Source organism: Myxococcus qinghaiensis, from assembly GCF_024198215.1.
GTDB lineage: Bacteria > Myxococcota > Myxococcia > Myxococcales > Myxococcaceae > Myxococcus > Myxococcus qinghaiensis.
Genome location: NZ_JAKCFA010000028.1, coordinates 55079 through 76768, shown reverse-complemented (window position 1 = coordinate 76768; position 21690 = coordinate 55079). Strand labels below are relative to the sequence as shown.

The following is a 21690-nucleotide window of genomic DNA, read 5'->3' as shown; positions in this document are numbered from 1 at the left end:
GGCCCTACGGGGCCGGCGCGGCCACGCCGGTGCGGCCCTTGGCGTGGATGGCGTGGAGCTTCTTGGCCAGCTCCTCGCCCTGGGTGCTCTTGGTGATGTAGCCGTCCGCGCCCGAGGCAATGGCCAGCGCGCGCAGCTTGGCCTCGTCGGAGGCGGAGAACAGCACGAAGCGCGTCCCGGCCGGAGCCTGTCCACGCGCCAGCGTCAGCACCTTGTCCCCGGTGAGCGCGGGGATGTTGACGTCCAGCAGCACCAGGTCCGGCAGCGTCGTGCGCACCAGGTTGGAGACGCCCAACGACGAGCGGTGTGTGCGAACATCGAAGCCGAACGCGGACAGCGAGCGCTCCGCCAGGTCGAGCTGCTCCTGGTCATCATCCACCACCAGCACGCGGATCTTCATCTCCGACATGACGCCTCCCCCTTGAGAGCGCGGATTGGGTGCCGCCGCCCACCGGATATCGCCACCAGGCCGGGTGGCCTACGGATTATCACCTAGGTGCGCGTCCCTGTCGCCACCCCCCTTCCTCGCGGGGCCCGACTTTCACGTGACGGCGGCACGACGTGACGGGTGGTCCGGGTGGGACTCCACCCGCCCGGGAACTCCGGACTCGGACGGGACGGTCAGCCGGAGCGCCAGGAGGCGGGGCGCTCCCGGGCGGGGGCCTTTCGCTGCAGGGAGGGCAGGGTGATGGTGAAGATGGCGCCTCCCTCCGGGCGGTTGGCGGCGTTGAGGGTGCCCCGCGCGCGCGTCACCACGTCATGGGCCATGGACAGCCCCAGCCCGGTGCCGTGCTGGCCCTTGGTGGTGAAGAAGGGCTGGAAGATGGAGAGCAGGTGCTCCTCGGGGATGCCGGTGCCCTCGTCCTCCACGGTGAGGATGGCGTGGCCCAGCGCCAGGCGTCCGCGCACGCGCAGGGTGCCGCCCTGGGCCATGGCGTCGCGCGCGTTGCGCAGCAGGTTGAGGACGACGCAGCGCAGGTCCGCCGCGGAGCTCTCCACCAGCGGCAGCCGGGGCACGTCCACGTCCAGCAGCAGCGTCAGTCCTTGCCGCGCCGCCCGGGACTCCAGCTCGTCGCGGGCGATCTCCACCGAGTCGCGCACCACGTCCGCCAATTGCACGGGCTCCACCGGAGACTCCGGCCGCTGGCGCGCGAAGTCCCGCAGGCGTGACAGCCGGGTGGTGGCGTCCGCGACGATGCGCAAGAGCGTGTCCACGTGCGCGGGCGGCGCCGCGGCGGGGGCCTGCTGAGGCTGCCTGGCGTCGCTCAGCTGGAGCATCTCCAGCCGGAGCTTCATCGCCACCAGCAGACTGCTCAGGTCATGTGCGATGCCGGAGGCCTGCTCGCTCAGCATGCGCAGGTGCTCCCGCTCGGCCAGCGCTCGGCGCTCGCGCTCCAGCGTCTCCTCCACGCGAACCTGCTCGGTCACATCCTGGGCGAGCACCAGCACCACGGGCCCGTCGGGGCTGACGCGACAGACCCGCACCTCCATCTGCTGGTGACCTCCCGCGTAGCTGTAGCGCGCGGTGCGGGCGATCTCCTCCGCCGAAGCCCCCTCGAGCGCGCGAGCCTCCGCCGCGACGACGCTGCGCAACGTGAGCAGCGCGGGCCCCTCCTCCTGCCCGCTGTCCGTCAGCCGACGCCACGGGCCCCGCGCCAGTGTCAGGGATTGCCAGCGCAGGTTCACCCACTGCACCACGTCACCCCGCAGCACCGCGAGCGCGCCCGCGATGCCTTCCAGGGCCCAGGAATGTCTGGCGGGGGTCAGGGGCTCGTGCTCGAAGTCAGGGCCGTGTGTCTTTCTTACCTTTTCGAGGATGGCCTGGAGCTCATTCTCAGGTGAAGACGCGGGAGACATGCCTTGAGCTGTAACCCACGCCGCCAGCGGCGACAAGAGAGGGGGACCCACCAGCGCGGACGTCTTGCCCGCACGGGTATGCCTTGTGTGGACTGCGTGTCCAATCCGCGCTGCCAGGAGTCTGGATGTCTGGAATATGGGTGAAGAAACACCCCCAGCTTCGTCCTGTGAATGGAGGTCCCCTGGAGCGATGGCACTGCTCACCTTGAACGTTCCCTGAACACTCTTTGAACATCCTCTGATGAACAAGGCTGCTGGTGTGGCGCTCGCCGTGCTGAATCGCGGAGGCGCTGGTGACATTTGGAGTGGTGATGACGACAGACATTTCCAATGAGCGAATCCGAGTGGCCCTCTTGGAAGACCAGCAGGTCTTCAGGGAGAGTCTGGTGTTGGTGTTGGAGAGCGCCGGGATGGATGTGGTGGCGCGCTGCGCACAGACACCGCCTTTCCTGGCGAGAGTGCGGGAGCAGATGCCGCACGTGGCCGTGCTGGACTTGCGGTTGGAACCCCCGGACCAGGACGGAACGGCCACGGGCATGACGGCGCTGCAGTGTCTGCATGACTTCTATCCGTCGGTGAAGGCGCTGGTGCTGTCGAGCCACCACGAGCCGGAGGTGGTGGAGCAGTGCCTGCAGGCGGGCGCCGCGGGCTATCTGTGGAAGCACAACGTGGGCTGCGCGGAGGTTGTCGAAGCGGTGACGCGTGTCGCGCGCGGAGAGCGGCTGATGCCCACGGGGCTGTCCTGGGTGCCTTCCGTGCCGGGCTTCGTGCAGCAGGAGGAGGTGCCCATGGGCGGCGTGGAGCTGGGGCTCCTGACGCCGCGCGAGCGGGAGGTGCTGGGCTACGTGGCCGCGGGCGCGGACAACCTGAAAATCGCCGCGTGCCTGAGCATCACCGAGCGCACGGTGAAGGCGCACATCACCAGCATCTACAAGAAGCTGGGCTCGGAGAACCGCACGCAGCTGGCGGTGCTCGGCTGTCAGCTGGGTGTTCACCGGCCAGCAGGAGTCTGAGTCCCCGGGGCCGGCACTTGCAGGCAATGGGCGGGCACGCGCGGGCGTGTCAGGGTGCGAAGACCCTGGCGCTCCTCCCCTCCCCCCAGCGCACGGGTCGTCGCGAGGAAGGTCCCCAGCGGGCCAGGGCAGAGGAAGAGCGCAGTGCCTGCCCTGGCCCGTGCTGTCTTCAGCGCTTCACGGCCGTCACCAGCTCGAAGGGCCCGCCGCGGAGCACCTCCCGCTCGTGGAAGCCCGCGTCCTGGAGCATCTGGAGGTACAGCTCCACCTCGCGCAGCCGGCTGACGCACGAGTCCACGCCGATGAGGAAGTACGTCCAGAAGAACTGCGCGGCCAGGCGCTCCGGCGTGCGGAACTCCTCGCAGATGACCACGCGGCCCCCGGACGGGAGCGCCGCCCACGCGGCCTTCAGCAGCGACTGCGCCGTCTGCGCGGACCAGTCGTGCAGCACGCGGACGAACGTCATCACGTCGTAGCCCTGGGGCAGGGGCTCGGTGAGGAAGTCGCCGCCCACGAAGCCCAGCTGGGAGGGCGTCAGGCCGAAGCGCTCGCGCGTGCGCTCCACCAGCGCGCGCGTCGCCGGCAGGTTGTAGACGTCCGTGCGCAGGGTGGGGTGCTCGCGCGTGAGCAGCGCCGCGAGGCTGCCGTCGCCGCCTCCCACGTCCAGCACGCGCACGTCGCCCTTCCACAGCCGCGCTGAGTGCGGGCGCAGCGACTCCAGGATGGGCGGCAGGCCCGCGGCCATGCTCGTCTCGAAGCCCTCCAACTGCTCCTGCGTGCGCAGCGGCCAGTCGAAGTCGTCCGGGGAGATGGAGTGCTGTCCGCGCAGCACGTCGCCCAGCCGCCCGTGCAGCGCGCGCCAGGGGAACTTCTCGCGGTCCTTCTCCCGGCCCGCCACGGCGATGGCCGCCTCGCGCAGCCCCGGCACCGCGTGGTAGCGCGCGGACGCGAGCGCGTCCGTGTCCTGCACCCGCGTCACCAGGCCCAGGCTCTCCAGGCAGTCCAGCAGCTTGTAGAGCCGGCCTGGCACCAGGCCATGCTTCGCCGCCAGCTCCGCCAGCGACACGGGGGCGGGGCCCTCCAGCGACTCGAGCAGCCCCAGCTGGAGAGACGCCTCCACCACGTCCACCGCCCTGGCGCCGTTGTAGAGCAGGTGCAGCAGCGCGCGAGGTGACTCGGCCAGGGGGCGCTGCCCCGACGTCACGACTCGCCCCGAGGAGGGAAGCCCGGATGCACCGGGCACCCGCTCGCTCCCCTCGGCGCGGTGGCGAAGGCCCCCATCGCGCCCTCCATGCAGCCCTCGCGACGGGCGCCTGGCACATGGCCGCCCTCGCGCCGCCACCCGGCCGTCAGCTCCACGCGCACGTCCCAGAGCTGGCGGAACAGGGGAAGCGTCATCCGCCCCGCCAGCACCTGCGTGGGCAGCCCGTCCAGCGCCTTCACGGAGCGGTCCACGCCGATGGTGCGCCGCACGAGCTGGAAGTGCGCGTGCAACCAACCCTGGAAGGCCTCGTCCACGTCCACCAGCTGCTCGCACAGCCGCTTCAGGTCATCCGGGCCGCCCTGGTACACCTCCAGCAACGTCCGCGCGCGGCGCGCGAGGAGCCGCTCCAGGGCCTGCTCCAGTCCCTCCGCCGCCTTGCGCAGCATGTTGTAGCCGGGGGACTCCTGCCCGCTGCCGTTGCCCAGGCTGCGACGGATGACCTGATAGGTGTCCGGCGTCATCGTCTCCAGCACGGCCAGCTCCGTCTTCAGGCCCTGGACGATGCGCGACAGGCGCTCCAGCCGCGCGGACGCCGCCCACAGCGCGTCGCGGTCCAACTCCGCCACCACCTCCACCGCCTCGCGCGAGGCCAGCTTCAGCCACAGCTCCTGCGCCTGGTGCACCACCTGGAACATCAGCTCGTCATGCGAGACGCGCTGCTCCTCCGGGGCCTGCAACGCCAGGAGCTGCGGCGTCTTGAGGTACACCTCGTAGTCCAGCTCTCCGCGGCCCACCCACTTCTTCAGCATCGGGTTGAAGAGAGGCTCATCCAGTTCCTGCCGCAACTTTTCCGCATAACTGTAACCATGTGGCGTGTGCATGGTGCCCTCCGAAGGGAGAGGTTGGGCATTCAGAGGTGGGAGCGCGAAGGAGACGTGCCCTGCTTGGGACAGCGGACGTGGCTCGCTACGACGGTGGGTGCTTCGGGTGCCCGTGCCCCGGGCCGTTGGGTGGCCCGGAGCACGGAGAGACAACGGCTCAGGTGCCCGAGGGCGGGCGCGGCTTGAGGCGGAAGGTGCGCAGCCGGTTGGCCAGCTCCTCCCCCTGGACGCTCTTGGAGATGTAGCCGTCCGCGCCGGAGGCGAGCGCGAGCGAGCGCAGCTTCGACTCGTCCGAGGCCGAGTAGAGGATGAACTTCGTCTTCGCGGACGCGTACTGGCGCGCGAGGTTGACGACCTTGTCGCCCTTGAGGGCGGGGAAGTTGACGTCGATGAGGACGAAGTCCGGCTCGGACGCGCTCACCAGGTTCGACACGCCCAGCGCCGAGGTGTGTGTGAGCACCTCGAAGCCATAGGAGCTCAGCGAGCGCTGGACGAGGTCGAGCAGGTCCGGGTCATCGTCCACCACCAGGACGCGTGCTTTTTCTTCAGCCATGGCTTCTCCCTAGATGCTTGCGGATCATCTCGAGCAACTGGTCACGATCAAGGGGCTTGGTGAGGTACGCGGTGCAGCCCGCCGCGTGTGCCTTGTCCTGGTACTCCCGCCCCGCGTGAGCCGTCACCGCGATGACCGGCACGTTGGCCACGGAGGGTACCGCACGCAAGCGACGTGTTGCCTCCCAACCATCCAGCCGTGGCAGGGAAAGGTCCATCAGGATGAGGTCCGGATTGTCGCGCGTCGCGCGCTCCAGTCCGTGCTCTCCGTCCTCCGCCTCGATGACTTCGAACAGTCCGCCCAGGTAGCGGCGGACGATATCCCGATTCTGGGCACTGTCCTCCACATACAGGATGCGAGGCAGCCTGCCGGCCGTGGCGGCGCGCTGCGACAACAGCAGGCCCTTGGCCTGGGCGATGACGTCCTCCAGCGCGTGGCCGCCCTTCTTCACGAAGCCGGCGAAGCCATCGCGCAAGAGCGACTCCTCCTCGTGGGTGAGCGACTTTCCGGTGAGCACGACGACGGGCACCTGGAGCTTCTCCGCGCGCAGCCGCCGCAGCACCTCGAAGCCATCCAGGTTGGGCATCATCAAGTCGAGCACGACGAGGGACGGCGGTGAGACGCGCGCCTTGAGCAGCGCGTCCTCGCCGTTGCGAGCCTCGGCGGTGGAGAAGCCCGCGCGGCGCAGGTTGCGGCTGACCAGCTCCCGCGTGGCGGAGTCGTCGTCCACCACCAGCACGTCGCCCGCGGAGGTGCCGGACGGCTGGCCCAGGCAGCGCTGCACGACTTCGACCAGGCGCTCGGGCTCCACCGGCTTGACCAGGTACTCGCACGCGCCCAGCGAGAAGCCCCGCGCGCGCTGCTCCTCCACGGAGATGAGGATGACGGGGATGGTGGCCAGCGACTGGTCGCCCTTGAGCTGGCTGAGCACGGACCAGCCGTCCAGCTTGGGCAGGTGGATGTCCAGCAGGATGGCCTGCGGCCGGAGCTCCCGGGCGCGCTTGAGGGCGGCGATGCCGTCCTCGGCCACCACCACCTTGAAGCCCGCGGGCTCCAACTGGCCGGTGACGAGCTGCTGGATGAGCGGATCATCATCCACCACCAGCACCGTGCTGCCGGGCTGCGCCAGCGTGCTCACGTGCTGGGCGACCTCCGCCACCGGCACGCCGCGCTCGTGGACCGCGACCTGCGCGTGTGCGTTCCCCGTGTTGGGCAGGCGCACGGTGAAGGTGGTGCCCCGGCCCAGCGTGGACACCACGTTGACGGTGCCGCCGAGCACGCGTGACAGCTCGCGGACAATCGCCAGCCCCAGGCCCGTGCCGCCCACCTTGCGCGTCGTGGAGCCGTCCACCTGACGGAACTTCTCGAAGATGAAGGGGAGCTGGTCCGCGGGGATGCCGACGCCGGTGTCCTCCACCGTCATCACCACTTCGTCGCCGGAGGGCACCATGCTCAGGGCGACCTCGCCCGTGTCGGTGAACTTGGCGGCGTTGCTCAGGAGGTTGAGCATGATCTGCCGCAGCTTCAGCGCATCGGTGCGCAGCATGCTTGCCTGCCCGTCGATGTGCGTCGTCAGCGTCACGTCCTTGCCCTTGAGGTACTCCTTCACCGTGGCCATGCACTCGTCGGCCAGCTCCTGCACGTCCACCGGCTCGGTGACGACGTCCACCTTGCCCGCTTCAATCTTGGACAGGTCCAGGATGTCGTTGATGAGCGCGAGCAACGTCTTCGCGTTCGTCTTGACGACGTTGAGGTCGCGGCGGCCATGGGCCGTCAGGCGCGAGCCCTCCTCGCGCATCAAGAGGTCGCAGTAGCCGATGATGCCGTTGAGCGGCGTGCGGATTTCATGGCTGAAGTTGGCCAGGAACTCGCTCTTGAGGCGGACGGCGGCCTCGGCCTCGCGGGCGCGCTCCTCCTCGTTGCGCTTGGCCAGCGCCAGCTCCTGGGCCAGCCGGTCCAGGTCCTCGTTCTGCTGGCGGATGATCTCCATCTGCAGCGCGCGCTGCTGGTAGGACGCCAGCGAGCGGGCGGACACGGCGCGCGTGCGCTTGATCTCCTCCAGGCTGGCGGCGAGCTGCTTGTTGGCCGCCTCCAGCTCCGCCTTGGACGCGCGCAGCATCTCCTCGTTCTGCTTGCGCTCGGTGATGTCCTCGGTGACGCCCAGCACGTAGCGGGCCTCGCCGCTGTCGTCCATCAGCGGCAGCTTGCGCGTGGCGAAGATGCGGTCCACGCCGCTCGCGCGCGCCACCTCCTCGAAGGAGCGCATCTTCTTGCTGGCGAGGATGTCGGAGTCGATGGCGACGAACGAGTCCGCCTGCTCCTGCGGGAAGTAGTCGTGGTCCAGCTTGCCGAGCAGCCACTCCTTGGTGACGCCGAACGCGTCAGCGAAGGTCTTGTTGGCGACGACGAGCCGGCGCGTCGCCGCGTCCTTCACGAAGAGGACGAAGGGCAGGGCGTCGATGATGTTGCCCAGAATCCAGTTGGTGCGGTGCAGCTCCTCCGCGGTGGCGTCGTGGCGGAGCCTGTCTCCGGCCAGGGGCAGCTCGCGGCGCAGCACGGGCGCCATGCGGTTGAAGCGGTCCTCGCTGACGTAGTCGCGAGCGCCCGCCCGGGTGCTGGCCTCCAGCGTGTCGTCGCTCCACTCGCGCGACAGCACGACGAAGGGCAGCTCGCGCGAGTGCTTGCGCCACAGCGCCTGTGCCTCCGCGAAGCCCAGGCCCGGCACTTCCGAGCCACACACGACGAGCGACCAGGGGCGCGCCAGCGCGGCCGTCAGGGACTCGGCGCTGGTGGCCCGCTCCGCCTGGGAGACGACGCCTGCCTGGGCGAGCGCTTCTTCCACGCGCTGGCACTCGCGCTCGCTCGCCACCAGCAGCAGGGTGGCGGTGGCCGCCGTCGGGACGGAGGAGGTGAGGGAGGTGGCCATGGCTCAGTTCGCCCCGAACACCAGCGTGGTCAGCGTGGTGTTGATGTGGAACCCCGAGTAGATTTCGAAGTGCACGTTCATCCCAGCGGCGGTGGGTGCGGCCTTCAAAGTCTCCGCGAGCTGGGAAACCGTGTTGGTCGCATGCGCGTACCACATGCGCCCGCCGCAGTGGAACAGGAGAGCGGCCTGGGGGTTCTGTACCCGGCGGGGCATCTCGTCCGTGAAGAAGCTCTTCGTCATCCCCGCCATGTCACCCAGCTTCATCAGCTCCAGCTCGGTGCCCTCCTCCAGCAGGTTGGCGAAGAGGATGGAGCCGTCCTCCTGGGGCCTCCACGCCGCGCGGATGAAGTACTCGCGGCCCACGCGCAGCGCCGTGGGGCGCACCGCGAAGCCCTGGGGCGTGCCGAACTCCAAGTCCCTCACGTCCTCCACGCCCAGGATTTCGGCGTAGCGCTTCGCGGCCGGGCGGCCGTCGATTTCGAGCGCGCGCGTGTGGCTCTCGTCCACCTTGGTGATGGTGAGCTTCTCGCCGGTGGGCACGTACCAGTGCGAGCGCAGCGCGGCCCACGGCGCACTGGTGCGGAACAGGGCCACCAGCACCGCGTCGGTGGCGACCTCTCCGTCCACGTGCACCAGCGCGGACTGCCTGGCCGGGTCCCGGTTGTCGTCGCTGGCGCCGCCGCCCACGAGCACCAGCGTCTGGCTGCGCTCCAGGATGCCCAGCAGCAGCTCTTCTTTCTTGTAGCGGAAGCCGTCGTCGATGACGAGGCCGACATACCGGCGCGGGTCCAGGTCCTGCTGCCGCACGCCCAGGTCCTCGCAGGCGCGCTTGATGGCCACCTGTCCCGCGCTGATGGCATCCAGGGAGAGCCCGGTGCCCAGGCCCAGGCCGACCTCCAAATCACCCGAGAGCGCGGACAGCACCACGCTGCCCTCGTGGATGCCGGTGTTGTCCAGCTCGCCCGCCGTCGTGGCGCCCACCAGCCGGGTGCCCGGTGGCAGCCGCGCGCGCACCGCGCGGTTCAGGGCGTAGGGGTCCCTGTCCCGCGAGGCGAACATCGTCACCAGCACGGGCTTGATGGCGCCCAGCTGGCTCAACAGGTCCTCCGCGGCGGCTTCGGGCTCCTTCAGCGTGGTGCGAGCCGTCTGCATCTTCACTTGTGCCATGAAGGACCTCCGGGGGGCTGGCGGCGGCTAGAGGCCGGCGCGCGGATGCTGGGTATGACAGGCGCCGGTGCACTGCTGGAAGGACTCTCTGCCTCCCCCGACGTACATGCTCTCGATGGGCCCGAACTTCGCCACGTGGTTGTCCGGGTAGCTCTTGTGGCACGACAGGCACGCGGCCTTGCTGGTGCGCTGGATGCTCTCCTTCGTCAGGTGACAGGAGGAGCACTTCTCCAGGGGCGCATCAAAGCGGTTGGAGCGCGAGTGGATGAAGTGCGTGCGCACGAAGATGGGGCCTTCCAATTCGAAGCCCAGCGGCGCATGGCACCCGTTGCACGCGGCGCGGTTGTCGTTGGCGTGGAGGACTTCGGACAGCTCTCCGCCCTCGCTGTGGCAGCTGTTGCACGGGCCCGTCGTCAGCTTCGCCTCGGTGCGCTTCTTGGAGCCCACCTGGATTTCGATGGTGCGCGAGCCGGGGATGTCCTCGCCCAGGTACACGCGGCGGCCCTTCACCGTCACGAGATAGGTGCCCGGCGTGGCGTTGGCGGGAATCGTGTACTGCCAGGTGTCCGTGTTGGGACGGTCCCAGAGGCCCTCCCCAGGGAAGAAGGCGCCGCGGAAGACGATGTTGGCGAAGGGCAGGATCGCGAACTGGGAGAACACTCCGTCGCGCGCCTCGGTGGCCACCACCTGCTCGTCGACCTCCGGGTCCAGGAACGCGTCGATGTCGATGATGGAGCGGATGGGCTGGATGTTCTGTGCGGGCCCGATGATTTGCGTCATCAGCATCCGCTCCCGGTGCTTGCGCCGGTAGTACGTCGTCGTCGCATCGAAGAAGGCCCGATAGTACTGGATGCCCGCCGCGTTTCCGCCAACGGGAGCGACCTCATTGTAGGCCGGCAGACTCCCCGAGGGGTGGAGGCGTTTTCCCTCCCCGTCCCGCAGGGTGACCTGGAAGGTGATTTCGGACCCGGGCGCGTACGTGCCATCCCGGCGCGGCGGGGTGAGCGCGGCGATATCGATGCCGAAGCCGTACGCATAGTCCGGGTTCTTCACCTGCTCGACGGGGATGGAGTACGGGGCGAAGGGGCGCAGGCTCCAGCGCAGGCGCAGGGCGGTGGTGCCGGAGGACAGCGTGAGGGCGCGCTCTTTGGCGTGCTCGTACGCGTTGCGGACCTCGACAATCGCCTCCTCCTCGAAGTCCTTGGCGCCCGTGCAGTCGGTGGGCGTCCTGCAGTCCCTCGTGGTGTGGATGGCGCGCAGGCGGCGGATGAAGAAGTCGTCGCTGCGGTCCCGGCGCTGGTGCTCGGAGCCGATGTTCAGGAGCACGGGCAGGCCGGTGAGGCGGCCGCGCGAGTCCACCGGCTCCACGGTGAAGACGCTGGGCACGTCCATCCACGCCGCGCCCCGGTAGAAGCGGCGGCGGGTATACGCACCAGGGCTGCCCAGCAGCACCGGCTCCTCGTCCACCGCGCGCAGGCCCGTCCAGCCCAGCCCGGCGAAGTCGCTGGTGGTGCGCAGCGCCTTCATGTCCTTGTTGTCGACGAAGGCCATGACGGCGGCGCGGATATCAATCTGGCTGATGAAGAAGGTGCCACCCGCGCGCACGCGCACGGGCTTGCCCACGCCATTGTCCACCTCGAGCGCCAGACCCACGGGCTCTTGGGGACGCGGGCGGCGCGAGTCGTCCAGCCCCGACAACGCCTGGGCCTCCGACTCCAGCGAGTCCACCGCGAAAGCTTCTTCCGAGCCCAGGTCCGGTCCTCCGCAGGCCACCAGCAACCCCGTCACCGCGGCCAGCAGCAACCTCCGGCTGGTCGTGGGGTAACCGAGCGAGCGGGATACACACGCCTCGCGCTGGGACCAGGGTGCTCCAAGTCCACCCATGGGTGAATCTCCTCGTACGTGTGGTTTCGGGCACCGCCATTGGCGCCCCGGCCAGCGGACCCTGTAGCCCGTCGTCGGGGGGACGATGTGGGCCGGGTCTCTCCCGTTTCCGGGTTTCCCCGGTTCGAGCCTTTTTAGCCGTACGAAGAATATCTGGAGTGAACAGATGTCTTCAACTTCTAGGAAAATAATCCGCTGCCCTCAAACCCAGGAGGTGTCAACTGTCGGAATTTTCCTGATTCACTGGAGGAATTCCAGGGGGTTAGACACTGACTTGTAAGGCGAGGCAGGACCTGCCCTGGAGGGTCCTTGGAAGTTCGATGGTGAATTCCGCGCCTTCCCCGATTCGGCTCCGGAGGTGGATGGAGCCGCCGTGGGCCTCGACGAGCTGGTGGGTGATGTAGAGGCCCAGGCCGGTGCCGGGGTGGTGCGGGCCGTCGCCATGGACGCGCTCGAAGCGGCGGAAGAGGCGCTGTTGATCTCCAAGGGCGATGCCCAGGCCCGCGTCCTTCACGGTGACGCGCACGTGGGTGGCATCGCCGTGGACGCTCAGGTCCACGGGCTGGCCGTGGCCGAACTTGAGCGCGTTGCTCAGGAGGTTCGTCACCACGCGGTCCAGGCGCAGCCGGTCCCACTTCCCGGTGGCGTCGTCGTCCTCCTGGACGCGCACGGTGAGGGCGCAGCCGGCGGCGGTGGCCTGCTCCGCGTGGCGCTCGGCCACCTCGCGCACCAGCGCGGCCAGGTCCACGTCCTCGCGGTCCAGCGTCATGTGGCCGGCGGACAGGCGCGACAAGTCCAGCAGGTTGTGCAGCAGCCGCCCCATGCGGCGCGCCTCGCCCTCCACGCCCGCCAGGCCCTCGCGCATGCGGGGCTCGTGCGCGGTGACGTCCAGCAGGCGCAGCCGTCGCAGCCGCAGCTGGAGCGAGGCCAGGGGGTTGCCCAAATCGTGCGCGGCCACGCCGATGAGCTCCAGCGCTCCCTGCGCCTCGGCGAGCAGGCGCGCGTTGTCCAGGGCGAGGGCGGCCCTGGCGGCCAGCTCCTCCATGAAGGCCCGGTCCACCTGGCCGTAGCGCCGCGCGCCGGTGGACAGCAGGCACAGCGCGCCCAGCACGCGCGGGCCCACCGCCAGCGGCACGGTGAGCGCGGACGTCACGCCCAGCACGCGCAAGAGCTCGCCGTGCGCGGTGTGCTCCAGGGCCAGGGGCAGTCGCTCCAGGTCCACCTCCGGCAGGAGCTCCGCGCGGCCGGTGCACACCACGTGGCTGGGCCCCACCTCGTCGCCGTGCGGGCTTCGGAGCAGCGGCTCCCACAGGCGGCTGGCGGCTTGCGCGTCCGCGCAGGCGACGGCCTGGGGACGCACCTGGCCGTCCTCGGAGGGAAGGAAGAGGATGCACGCGTCGGCGACCTCGGGCACGCACAGGCGCGTGAGGGCCTCGCCGACTTCGCGGGCTCCAGAGAGCGGCTGGAGGACGCGGCCCGCCTCGGCGAAGAGGGCCTGGGCGCGCTCCATGCGGCGGCGCTCGGTGATGTCGCGCGTCACCTCGGCGAAGCCGCGCAGCCTGCCGCGCGAGTCCCACAGCGCGGTGAGCAGCGTCTCCGCCCAGAAGCGCGTGCCGTCGCGGCGCACGAGCCAGCCCTCGGACAACAGGCGCCCCTCGCGCGCGGCGCGCTCCAGGTGGGCCTGGGGGACGCCCGCGGCCACCGCGTCCTCGGGGTGCAGGTGCTCCAGCGTGCGGCCGGTGACGTCCGTCGCGGCCCAGCCGGTGAGGCGCTCCGCGCCGGCGTTCCACGCGGTGACGCGGCCGTGCAGGTCCAAAAAGCACAGCGCGTAGTCCGTCACGGCCTCCATCAAGAGCAGCAGGCGCTGCTCGCTGTGCTCGTGCCGGGCGTGCAGCGGGGCCAGCGCGTGGTGCAGCACGAAGCCCAGCGCGCCCACTCCGGCCAGGCCCACGCAGCCGGCCAGGAGCGTCTGCTGCAGCGCGACGCGCGCGGCCTCCGTGTGATTGAGCAGTCCATGCGCCGCGGACAGGAGAGTCGCGAGGAGCAGCAGACCGGCGAGCATGCAGGCGGACACACCCGCCCCGACTCGCTGAGCGAACGTCCAACGTCGCATCATGTGGCACTCCCCCCCATCCCTAGCGGGAACCCGCATCAGGAAGGCGACCGCCAGCATCCCTGATACGAGGAGACGAGAACATTGCCCGGTTGGACAAAGTCGGAGTCGCCCCAGGGGGCGCTTCGTGACTCTCCCAGGGTGGAAGTTGGACCACGCTCCGCCGGGTTTCGCGGGCCCGCGCGAGTCGGGCGCGGCAACTGGGGGTGTTGCGTGACGGGCGGGGCGCCTCATCAACCGTGGCCATCGCCGGGGCTGGGAGTTATGAGGCGGGCCCCCTCTTTGCTCGGGTCGTCCCGCACCGCCTATGTCCCTCGTCGAAGGTCTGAAGGTCCGCTACCTCCCGCAGCCCGAATGGGGTGTGGGACACCTGCTGTCGCTCCACGAGGAAGGCGCCAAGGCGCTCGTGGTCTTCCCCGCGCGGGAGGACGCCCCGATTCTGGTGTCCACCAAGGGCGGTGCCCTGGTGTCGTATCCGCTGCCACCGGGGGAGCCGGTGCTGACGTACAAGGGGCGGCTGGCCCTCGTCGTGGCCGAGGAGCCGGGCGCGCGCGGCCTGCGCCGCTACGTGCTGCGCTACGCGGACACGGGCGAGGAGGACGAGCTGCCGGAGTCGGAGGTGCGCGCGCTGCCCCCTCGCTCCGACCTCCTGTCCACGCTGCGCGAGGGGCGGGTGGGTGAGGCCCGCGCCTTCACGCTGCGCAAGCAGGCGCTGGTCCTGGATGACGAGCGCCGCTGTGACGCGCTGGGGGCGCTCCTGGCCAGCCGCATCATGGTGAAGCCGCACCAGGTGGGCGTGGTGCAGCGCGTGCTGTCCGCGCGCCGTCCGCGCTTCGTGCTCGCCGACGAGGTGGGCCTGGGCAAGACGATTGAAGCGGGCATGGTGTTCAGCGCGCTGCGCCTGTCGGGGCTCGTGCGCAGGTGTCTGGTGGTGGCGCCCAGTCACCTCACGGTGCAGTGGCTGGTGGAGCTGTTCCACAAGTTCAACCAGCTCTTCACGCTGATGGACTCGGACCGCTACGCGCAGTCGCTCAAGGAGGCGCCGGACGTCTCCCCGTGGGCGCGCTTCCCGTTGGTCGTGACGAGCCTGGAGCTGCTCTCCCGCAGCGAGGAGCACCGCCAGGAGCTCGGCGCCGAGGATGCGTTCTGGGATTTGGTCATCATCGACGAGGCGCACCACCTCAAGGGTGAGCGGGCCTTCGAGGCGGCCGACGTCCTGGCGAAGAACTCCTGGGGCCTCTTGCTGCTCACCGCCACGCCCATGCAGCTGGACCCGGCCGAGTACCACGGGCTGCTCACGCTGATTGACGCGGCCACCGCGCCCAGCGTGGCGGGCTTCGAGGAGCGCCTGGCGCGCCAGGAGGAGCTGTCCGCCGCGGTGCGCGCATTGATGGAGGGCGGCAAGGGCAAGCCCGACGCGGCGGTGAAGGCGCTGGCGAAGCGCTTCCCCGAGGACGCGCGGCTCAAGACACTCAAGGAGCCGGAGGCCCTGCTCCAGCACCTGGCGGAGACGTACAGCCTGAGCGACAGGCTGGTGCGTAACCGGCGTGCGGTGGTGGGTGGTTTCTCCAAGCGCAGGCTGCATCGCCATCCGGTGACGCTGCCCGCGGAGGAGCTCAAGATTCGCGACGCGGCGCTGGCGACGCTGGCGGCGGGGACGTTGCGAGGCGCGCCGCTGGGCAACGTGCTGCGGCGGCTGGAGTCGAGCCCGGCGGCCTTCGCGGGCGCGGTGCGCTCCAATCCGGTGCTGAAGGCCCAGGCAGAGGACTTGAAGCTGCCCTCGCGCGACGCGAAGTTCGGCGCCTTCCTGGGCGTGCTGCGGAACGTGTGGAAGGCGGAGCCGGCGGCGAAGGTGCTCGTCTTCACGGAGAGCCGGGACACGCTGGAGATGCTCCAGGCGGAGCTGGGGCGCGAGGGCGTGGAGGCGCTGGGCTACCACGGTGACCTGCCGCTGGTGGAGCGCGACAGGCAGGTGGCGCGCTTCCGGGGACCCGAGGGCCCGAAGGTACTGCTGTGCACGGAGGTGGGCGGCGAGGGCCGCAACTTCCAGTTCGCGCACCACCTGGTCCACTACGACTTGCCCTGGAGCCCGTCCACGGTGGAGCAGCGCATCGGCCGGTTGGACCGCATCGGCCAGACGCACCCGGTGGAGATTCACGTCTTCGACCCGGTGGGCACGCTGGCGTCGGACGTGCTGACGCTGCTGGCGGACGCTGTCGGCGTCTTCGGCGAGACGGTGGGCGGCCTGGACGCGGTGCTGGAGGAGGTGGAGGACCGGCTCGCGGAGCTGGCGCTGCTGCCGCGCGAGGCGCGCGTGTCCTACGCCGCCGAGCTGAAGGCGAAGGTCGAAGCGGCGCGCGAGCAGGTGAAGCGCGCGTATGACCCGCTGCTGGACGTGCGCAGCTTCGACCGGCCCGCGGTGGAGCGGCTGGTGAAGCGCGCGCAGGAGCGGATGGGCCTGGAGCCCGACGAGGACGAGGACGGCGAGGCGCCCGGCGTGGAGGACGGCCTGTGGAGCATCGCCCGGGATTTGGACGAGCGGCTGGAAGAGACTGTCGCCGAGCTGGCGCGCCGGGTGGGCATCGGCGTGGACATCGACGAGCAGGTGGAGGCCTTCCAGGTGGCCTTCCAGTTCGGCCACGCGCTGAAGGTGGACGGGCTGCCGGGGCTGGACGTCACGGAGGACCACACGCGCCTGGGCACCTTCTGGCGCGACACGGCGGTGGAGGCGGAGGAGCTGGAGTACTTCGCCACCGGCCACCCGCTGGTGGAGGCCCTCTTCGGCTTCCTGCGCGACGGGCCCTATGGCCGCAGCGCCTTCCGCTTCATCGAGAAGCGCGGGCCGCTGAAGGCGCGGGGGCTGGAGCTGCTCTACCACGTGCAGCTCCCGGAGCCGGAGGACACCTCCCCGGGCGCGCGCGTGCCCAGCCGCCAGCTGGCGCGCTTCCTGGAGCGCACGCTGCTGCACGTGGCCGTGGTGGAGGGCGGTGCGGGCGGCCCCAAGGCGGACGACTCCCTGCTCCCCGCGCTGGAGGCCGACGGCAAGTCGCTCAAGGGCGACGAGGTGGGGCGCGCCTTCCCGGGCTTCGACGCCTTCGTGGACGCAGGGGTGCCCGTGGGCCAGCGCGCCGCGGAGGCCGCGCTGAAGAAGCTCACCACCTCCGCCCGCGAGGCCATTGAAGCCGAGCGGGACGCCGCCCTGGAGCGCCTGCGCCTGTCCCTGGACCACCTGGGTCTGCCCGACGAGGCCCTGGCGGCCCAGCTGGGTGCGGAGCACTCACACTACGAGCGCTTGCTCCGGGCCCTGGACGGGGCCAAGGTGACGCTCGACTCCGCCTGCGGGTTCGTCATCAACCGCTGAGACGCCTCTCAGCGGAAGAGAAGTCGTGACGCGGAGTGTCATCCAGTTGTGACGGACAGTCCTACTGTGGCGCACACGGTGGGACTGGGTGCTGACTTTGGCTACGGTCCACTTGACCGATTCCTCAATCAACAAGATTCAGGGAATTGATTGATGTATGGTTCCCCCCGCCACGTTACCCACATCCAAGCAGTCCGGACAGGCGGCGGTGGAAGCGGCTTTGACGCTCCCGCTGGTGGTGTTCCTGGTGTTGGGGACGCTGCAGCTCTTCATGATGTTGCAGGCGCGCATCCTCGCTCAGGTGGCGGTGTACCGGGCGGTTCGGGCGGGCAGCCTCAACCACGGTGACTGCCTGCCGATGATGCACGCGGCGATGGTGACGATGCTGCCGTCCATCGTCCGCACGGACAGCCCGCAGATTCTGGCGGAAGCGTTCCGGCTGCGGCGGGACAACGAGTACCGGGTGATGAGCTCCTACGGGAACCTCTTCAACGGGCCCATGGTGGAGATTGTCCGCGACTCGCCGGATCCGGCGTGGGTGAACGCGCTGGCGGGCAACGAGGATCTGCTCTTCGACCAGCCCACGGACAACGACGCGGCGCTCGACAACCGCACGTTGGAGATCCGCATGGTGGCCTGGTACTACATGCGCATCCCCTTCGCGAACTGGGTGATGAGCCGGATGTTCCTGGCCCACTTCGGGTTGCGAAACTACACGGCCACCAATCCGCTGATGCCGGCGCAGAAGCGCTCGGACTGGTGGAACGACGAGGCGCCGCCGCTCGGGCCGAATGACTGGCCGGGGGGCGCGCTGGACGAGCGCATGGTGACGTGGAGCAACCGGGGCCACTTCGTCTTTCCCATCCAGGTCCACGCGGCGATGCGGATGATGACGCCGGTGATGGCCGACAACTTCTCGCGAGGCGCCGAATGTCCCGTCACCGGCTTCTGAAGTCCTCGCGAGGGCAGGCCCTGGTCCTCTTCGCGCTGACGCTGCTGCTGCTCGCGTTGATGGTGTTGATGACGCTGGGCTTCGGCATGCGCGCCAAGGAGCGCGTCGAAATCCAGATGGCCGCGGACGCGGCGGCGTACAGCCAGGCGGTGGCGACGGCGCGCACGTTCAACGCGATTTCGGTGATGAACCGCGCGCAGGTGGCCCACATGGTGGCCATGGCCGGCACCCAGGCGCTCATCAGCCGCAGCAGCCAGGTGTACGCGGCGCATCTCGTCTGTACGCCCGCCTTCACGCCGGTGGTGTGGGAGGTGATGGACAAGGCCGCCGCCACGCAGGTGCAGGTGCTCCAGGGCAGCGCGGGCAACCTCTACCGGGCGGGGCTGAACATCTACGGCCACCTGCTGCGCGAGCACATCGCCGACCAGCGGCTGGCGCTGCGCATCGCCCGGGGGGCCAACCCGGAGCTGGAGGCGACGCCGGACGGCGCGGGCAAGAGCTTCAAGGAGCTCAACGGCGCCGACGAGGTGCCGAACCACGAAGACCTGATGAACGCGGTGCGACGGGGCGGTGGAGGGTGCAGCGCTGGCGCGGTGTGCCCGGTGGGTGGCACCACGTCCGCGCACCTCAACGCCACCATGGGCAGCATGGGGTGGACGTGGGTGCACAACCGGCCCACGGGCAGCGCGGGGTTTGGCACGGGTGGGGCCGCCCGGTCCGCGGGCTTCCGGCGCTACGGCGCGTCCGCGGAGATGGACTCCTCGACGTACACCACGGTGTCGGGCCGCAACTCCTCCGCGCATGACCACGCGACGGCCATTGTCCCCACGCGGTGCGCCAGCAATGCGCCCCCCGCCCCGGTGCCGGTGACGGACGCGTGGGTGATGTCCGACGAGCGGCAGACGCCCGAGGACCAGCACGTGTACGGCCTGCGCCTTCCGCCGGGACAGGCGCCGGAGGCCGGCGAGCCGCTGTTCGAGCGGCACACGTTGGGAATGTGCGTGTCGTGCCCGGGCATCTGGCCGTTCGCCATGAGCTACAACGTGGACCTGCTGCAGCAGGGGCCGAACAACCACTATGGCCAGCCGAAGCTGTACTCGGTGCTGCACCGCGACTACGGCAGCGATGCGCGGCGGAGGAACCCGGATCCGTGGAACCTCTTCTTCCGCTTCCGCTTCTCCGCGGAGAACACGACGGAGTTCGACCTCGCGATTCCGCTGGGGCGCTCGCGTCCCACGGGGCGTGAGAGCGTGCAGCGCAACCAGGTCGCGCTGTCGGCGGGCATCGTCTACTACCACCGGCCTCGCGCGGCGGGGCAGGGTGGAGGCTGGCGTGAGCCGCCCAACTTCCTCAACCCCTTCTGGCGCGCCACGCTGGTGAGTCCGGAGGGCTCCACGGATGACAGGCCCGCGGCGAACCTGGAGGCGGCGGGCTTCTCCGAGCACGGCCGGACGCTGCGGGAGCTGGAGCAGGCGGGCTATCGCGGTGGCAGTCGGCGGGGAGGAGGGTACTGACATGCGCTCGCGAGCGGCACGAGGACAGTCCCTCATCGAGACGTCGCTGGGGTTGATGGTGTTCATCACCATCCTCATGTTCGGCATCTACTTCGCGGAGGTGGGGGCGCTGACGTTGAAGGTGCAGGAGGCCGCGAACTTCGCGATGTGGAACGCGACGGGCCGTGTGATGCATGACCCGGAGCAGCAGGAGTGGCAGCGGGCCTCGGCGGTGACGGGAGCGCTGGCGGAGGCGAACGGCCGCTACGTGGACTACGACGGCCGCAGCCGCATGGATGGCTCGGGTGGGGTACCGCTCCAGCTGGCGATTGCGCGCGCGCAGCCCATCCAGGTGGACTGCGAGGCGGAGCTGCCCGCGGGGGTGCCCACGCTGAGGCCGGCGGATGCGCAGGGGCCGCTGGCGTCGATGCGGGTGCTGACGGAGGGCATGCGGTGCACGGCCTCCACGCAGCTGCGCGCCGAGCGCATCGGTCGCTTCATGGAGCCGAGCTTCTTCCAGGCGTCACAGCGGCGCGCGGCGGCGACCTTCCGGGTCTGCGCGGCGGGGCGTGCGTCGGGAGGCCAGTGCCAGGGGCGGTTCGGGTTGCTCCTGGATGACTGGGGCCTGTCGACAGTGGAAGAGGGACGGGCCTGTCCGTTGAGCGTGAACAGCGGGACGGTCTGCGGCAACCGGGACTACTACCTCTGGGCGGAGCGCGTGTATCGGACGAACGGTGGCGGTGGTGGCGCGGGCTCGGCGCTCGCGGGGCTGGTGGGCTCGGAGTCGGTGAACGAGGACCAGTTCTTCATGAGCTTCCGGGGCGAGGAGGACCGCTACCAGGAGAACATCGGCGGGACGCACGCGGGCGGCCAGTCGGTCTGGGAGACGACGCCCTTCAGCGCGCCGAACCTGGGGCGTCCGTACAACACGCCCCGGCAGAACCGGTGGCTGGGTGGAGTGCGGGTGCGGTGAGGTCCGTGTTCGCCGCGCTGTTGCTGTTGTGCGCGGCCCCCGTGTCCGCCGTGCCCGAGGGTGGTGCGAGCGCCGCGAAGTCGAGCCCGAAGGTGGAGGCTGGTGTGAGTCCCGCCCCCAAGTCCGGCTCGGTTTCCACGCGCGGCAAGCCCGCGGCGAGTTCGAAGCCCGCCCCTTCGAGTGCTACGCCGACGCCCACGGGCGCGGAGTCGCCACCCGGTGCACCGCGCTTCGCCTGGCCGTCGATGCGCGTGCTGGAGCAGATCGACGCCAACGAGGTGGTGGAGGCCGGCGGCGTGCCGGTGGTCCTTCGCGCGGTGGTGGTGAAGGAGCGCGCCGAAGACCTGGTCCAGCGCTTCGCGGATGCCTTCCGTGCCGGAGGGCTGCACGTCCCACCAGGCAACGAGCAGCCCCAGCTCGCGAGCGGCGCGGCCATGCTCACCGCCGTCGACATGTACCGGGGCATCACCTTCACCGTCATCCTCCAGCCGCAGGAGGGCGGAATCACCCTCGTCTACCTGGGCGAGGCCAACCACGCGCTCCGCAGGGAGCCGGGTGCCGTCGGCGATATCGCGACGCTGCCCCCGGGCGCGCAACAAGTCCTGCGCGTGAATGAAGAGAGCTCGAGGACCATGTCCTTCCTCGTGCCGATGTCCGCGGGAGAGGTGGACTCCTTCTACGCCCAGGCCCTGCGTCGCGACGGATGGCGCCGCGAGGACGGCGACACGACGGTGTACACGCGCTCCGGCGAGGAGCTGCGCGTCATGCACGAGCCCGCCGAAGGAGGACTGCGCTCCGTCGTCCTCGTGTACCGGGGCCGCGCCCGCGCACCCGAAAGCAGCGTCGCGCCCTGACACCGCTCCACTTCGCTCACGCCGTCACGTGCGCATGAAGCGCCACCGCGTTGCCCTCGGTGTCCCGCACCACGGCGAACGCACCCAGCGCTCCAATGGACGTCTTCTCCACCAGCACCTTGCCGCCGGCCTGAGGGACTCGGCGGATGGCGCCATCCAAATCCGTGCCCGCGTCCAGGTACACCCGGCTCCCCTCCAACGAGGGCCGCAGGTGCGCCGAGTGGACGAGCGCCCCCGTCACATCTCCCTCCTGCTTCCGGGTGAAGACGGCGAGCCGCGTGCCGTGGAAGTCCTCCACCTTCAGCGTGGTGGACAGCACCGCCTCGTAGAAGCGCGTGGCGCGCGCCAGGTCGACGACGGGAATCTCGAACCAGTTCACTCGATGGGCCATGACGTGTCTCCCGCCCGGCGCGAAGTGCCCGAGCGAAGTCAGCATGGCCCCTGTTCCTGTCAGCCTCG

General features: G+C 70.0%; 16 protein-coding genes. 6 read left to right on the top strand and 10 right to left on the bottom strand.

The window, feature by feature from the left end:
• Positions 1-4 precede the first annotated feature (4 nt).
• Positions 5-409 (bottom strand): response regulator, encoded by a 405-nt coding sequence (locus tag LZ199_RS38560; protein WP_253998794.1) that lies wholly within the window; start codon positions 407-409, stop codon positions 5-7.
• Between the two features lie 212 nt (positions 410-621).
• Complete coding sequence (locus LZ199_RS38555) at positions 622-1857, bottom strand: sensor histidine kinase (RefSeq protein WP_253998793.1); 1236 nt, start codon at positions 1855-1857, stop codon at positions 622-624.
• Between the two features lie 311 nt (positions 1858-2168).
• Here LZ199_RS38555 and LZ199_RS38550 point away from each other — a divergent pair, with 311 nt between their 5' ends.
• Complete coding sequence (locus LZ199_RS38550) at positions 2169-2870, top strand: response regulator transcription factor (protein WP_217911167.1); 702 nt, start codon at positions 2169-2171, stop codon at positions 2868-2870.
• 169 nt (positions 2871-3039) lie between these two features.
• On the opposite strand, the gene LZ199_RS38545 is transcribed toward LZ199_RS38550, so the two are convergent.
• The 7 genes from LZ199_RS38545 to LZ199_RS38515 all read right to left on the bottom strand — a co-directional run bounded on the left by LZ199_RS38545 (position 3040) and on the right by LZ199_RS38515 (position 13601).
• Positions 3040-4053: a methyltransferase gene (locus LZ199_RS38545; RefSeq protein WP_253998849.1), complete on the bottom strand. Its 1014-nt coding sequence runs from the start codon at positions 4051-4053 to the stop codon at positions 3040-3042.
• A 17-nt stretch (positions 4054-4070) separates the two neighbouring features.
• On the bottom strand, positions 4071-4955 hold the full coding sequence (locus tag LZ199_RS38540) for a tryptophan 2,3-dioxygenase family protein (protein WP_253998792.1): 885 nt from the start codon (positions 4953-4955) through the stop codon (positions 4071-4073).
• A 157-nt stretch (positions 4956-5112) separates the two neighbouring features.
• Complete coding sequence (locus tag LZ199_RS38535) at positions 5113-5508, bottom strand: response regulator (RefSeq protein ID WP_253998791.1); 396 nt, start codon at positions 5506-5508, stop codon at positions 5113-5115.
• Positions 5501-8434 carry a response regulator gene (locus LZ199_RS38530; RefSeq protein ID WP_253998790.1) on the bottom strand — a complete coding sequence of 978 codons (2934 nt, stop codon included), beginning with the start codon at positions 8432-8434 and terminating at the stop codon, positions 5501-5503. The genes LZ199_RS38535 and LZ199_RS38530 overlap by 8 nt, the downstream gene beginning before the upstream one ends.
• Positions 8435-8437: 3 nt before the next feature.
• Positions 8438-9601, bottom strand: a complete 1164-nt coding sequence (locus LZ199_RS38525) for an FIST signal transduction protein (RefSeq protein ID WP_253998789.1) — start codon at positions 9599-9601, stop codon at positions 8438-8440.
• A gap of 27 nt (positions 9602-9628) precedes the next feature.
• Positions 9629-11485, bottom strand: a complete 1857-nt coding sequence (locus LZ199_RS38520; RefSeq protein ID WP_253998788.1) for a cytochrome C — start codon at positions 11483-11485, stop codon at positions 9629-9631.
• Positions 11486-11747: 262 nt separating this feature from the next.
• Positions 11748-13601: a sensor histidine kinase gene (locus LZ199_RS38515; protein ID WP_253998787.1), complete on the bottom strand. Its 1854-nt coding sequence runs from the start codon at positions 13599-13601 to the stop codon at positions 11748-11750.
• 304 nt (positions 13602-13905) lie between these two features.
• Between LZ199_RS38515 and LZ199_RS38510 the strand changes: the two genes are divergently transcribed.
• The 5 genes from LZ199_RS38510 to LZ199_RS38490 all read left to right on the top strand — a co-directional run bounded on the left by LZ199_RS38510 (position 13906) and on the right by LZ199_RS38490 (position 21231).
• Positions 13906-16959, top strand: a complete 3054-nt coding sequence (locus tag LZ199_RS38510; RefSeq protein WP_253998786.1) for a helicase-related protein — start codon at positions 13906-13908, stop codon at positions 16957-16959.
• A gap of 157 nt (positions 16960-17116) precedes the next feature.
• Positions 17117-17911, top strand: a complete 795-nt coding sequence (locus LZ199_RS38505; protein ID WP_253998785.1) for a TadE family protein — start codon at positions 17117-17119, stop codon at positions 17909-17911.
• Entirely contained in the window at positions 17890-19425 is a 1536-nt protein-coding gene (locus LZ199_RS38500; RefSeq protein WP_253998784.1) for a pilus assembly protein, read from the top strand. The genes LZ199_RS38505 and LZ199_RS38500 overlap by 22 nt, the downstream gene beginning before the upstream one ends.
• A gap of 1 nt (position 19426) precedes the next feature.
• Entirely contained in the window at positions 19427-20377 is a 951-nt protein-coding gene (locus LZ199_RS38495) for a hypothetical protein (protein ID WP_253998783.1), read from the top strand.
• Complete coding sequence (locus LZ199_RS38490; RefSeq protein ID WP_253998782.1) at positions 20374-21231, top strand: superantigen-like protein SSL4; 858 nt, start codon at positions 20374-20376, stop codon at positions 21229-21231. Before LZ199_RS38495 ends, LZ199_RS38490 begins: the two co-directional genes overlap by 4 nt.
• 16 nt (positions 21232-21247) lie before the next feature.
• Here the strand turns inward: LZ199_RS38490 and LZ199_RS38485 are convergent, their stop codons facing one another.
• On the bottom strand, positions 21248-21622 hold the full coding sequence (locus tag LZ199_RS38485) for a VOC family protein (RefSeq protein WP_253998781.1): 375 nt from the start codon (positions 21620-21622) through the stop codon (positions 21248-21250).
• Positions 21623-21690 lie beyond the last annotated feature (68 nt).

What these genes read in the sequence shown, in the direction of transcription:
- LZ199_RS38560 (WP_253998794.1), bottom strand. Translation starts at nt 409, where the DNA reads ATGTCGGAGATGAAGATCCGCGTGCTGGTGGTGGATGATGACCAGGAG.
- LZ199_RS38555 (WP_253998793.1), bottom strand. Translation starts at nt 1,857, where the DNA reads ATGTCTCCCGCGTCTTCACCTGAGAATGAGCTCCAGGCCATCCTCGAA.
- LZ199_RS38550 (WP_217911167.1), top strand. Translation starts at nt 2,169, where the DNA reads ATGACGACAGACATTTCCAATGAGCGAATCCGAGTGGCCCTCTTGGAA.
- LZ199_RS38540 (WP_253998792.1), bottom strand. Translation starts at nt 4,955, where the DNA reads ATGCACACGCCACATGGTTACAGTTATGCGGAAAAGTTGCGGCAGGAA.
- LZ199_RS38535 (WP_253998791.1), bottom strand. Translation starts at nt 5,508, where the DNA reads ATGGCTGAAGAAAAAGCACGCGTCCTGGTGGTGGACGATGACCCGGAC.
- LZ199_RS38530 (WP_253998790.1), bottom strand. Translation starts at nt 8,434, where the DNA reads ATGGCCACCTCCCTCACCTCCTCCGTCCCGACGGCGGCCACCGCCACC.
- LZ199_RS38525 (WP_253998789.1), bottom strand. Translation starts at nt 9,601, where the DNA reads ATGGCACAAGTGAAGATGCAGACGGCTCGCACCACGCTGAAGGAGCCC.
- LZ199_RS38520 (WP_253998788.1), bottom strand. Translation starts at nt 11,485, where the DNA reads ATGGGTGGACTTGGAGCACCCTGGTCCCAGCGCGAGGCGTGTGTATCC.
- LZ199_RS38515 (WP_253998787.1), bottom strand. Translation starts at nt 13,601, where the DNA reads ATGATGCGACGTTGGACGTTCGCTCAGCGAGTCGGGGCGGGTGTGTCC.
- LZ199_RS38510 (WP_253998786.1), top strand. Translation starts at nt 13,906, where the DNA reads ATGTCCCTCGTCGAAGGTCTGAAGGTCCGCTACCTCCCGCAGCCCGAA.
- LZ199_RS38505 (WP_253998785.1), top strand. Translation starts at nt 17,117, where the DNA reads ATGGTTCCCCCCGCCACGTTACCCACATCCAAGCAGTCCGGACAGGCG.
- LZ199_RS38500 (WP_253998784.1), top strand. Translation starts at nt 17,890, where the DNA reads ATGTCCCGTCACCGGCTTCTGAAGTCCTCGCGAGGGCAGGCCCTGGTC.
- LZ199_RS38495 (WP_253998783.1), top strand. Translation starts at nt 19,427, where the DNA reads ATGCGCTCGCGAGCGGCACGAGGACAGTCCCTCATCGAGACGTCGCTG.
- LZ199_RS38485 (WP_253998781.1), bottom strand. Translation starts at nt 21,622, where the DNA reads ATGGCCCATCGAGTGAACTGGTTCGAGATTCCCGTCGTCGACCTGGCG.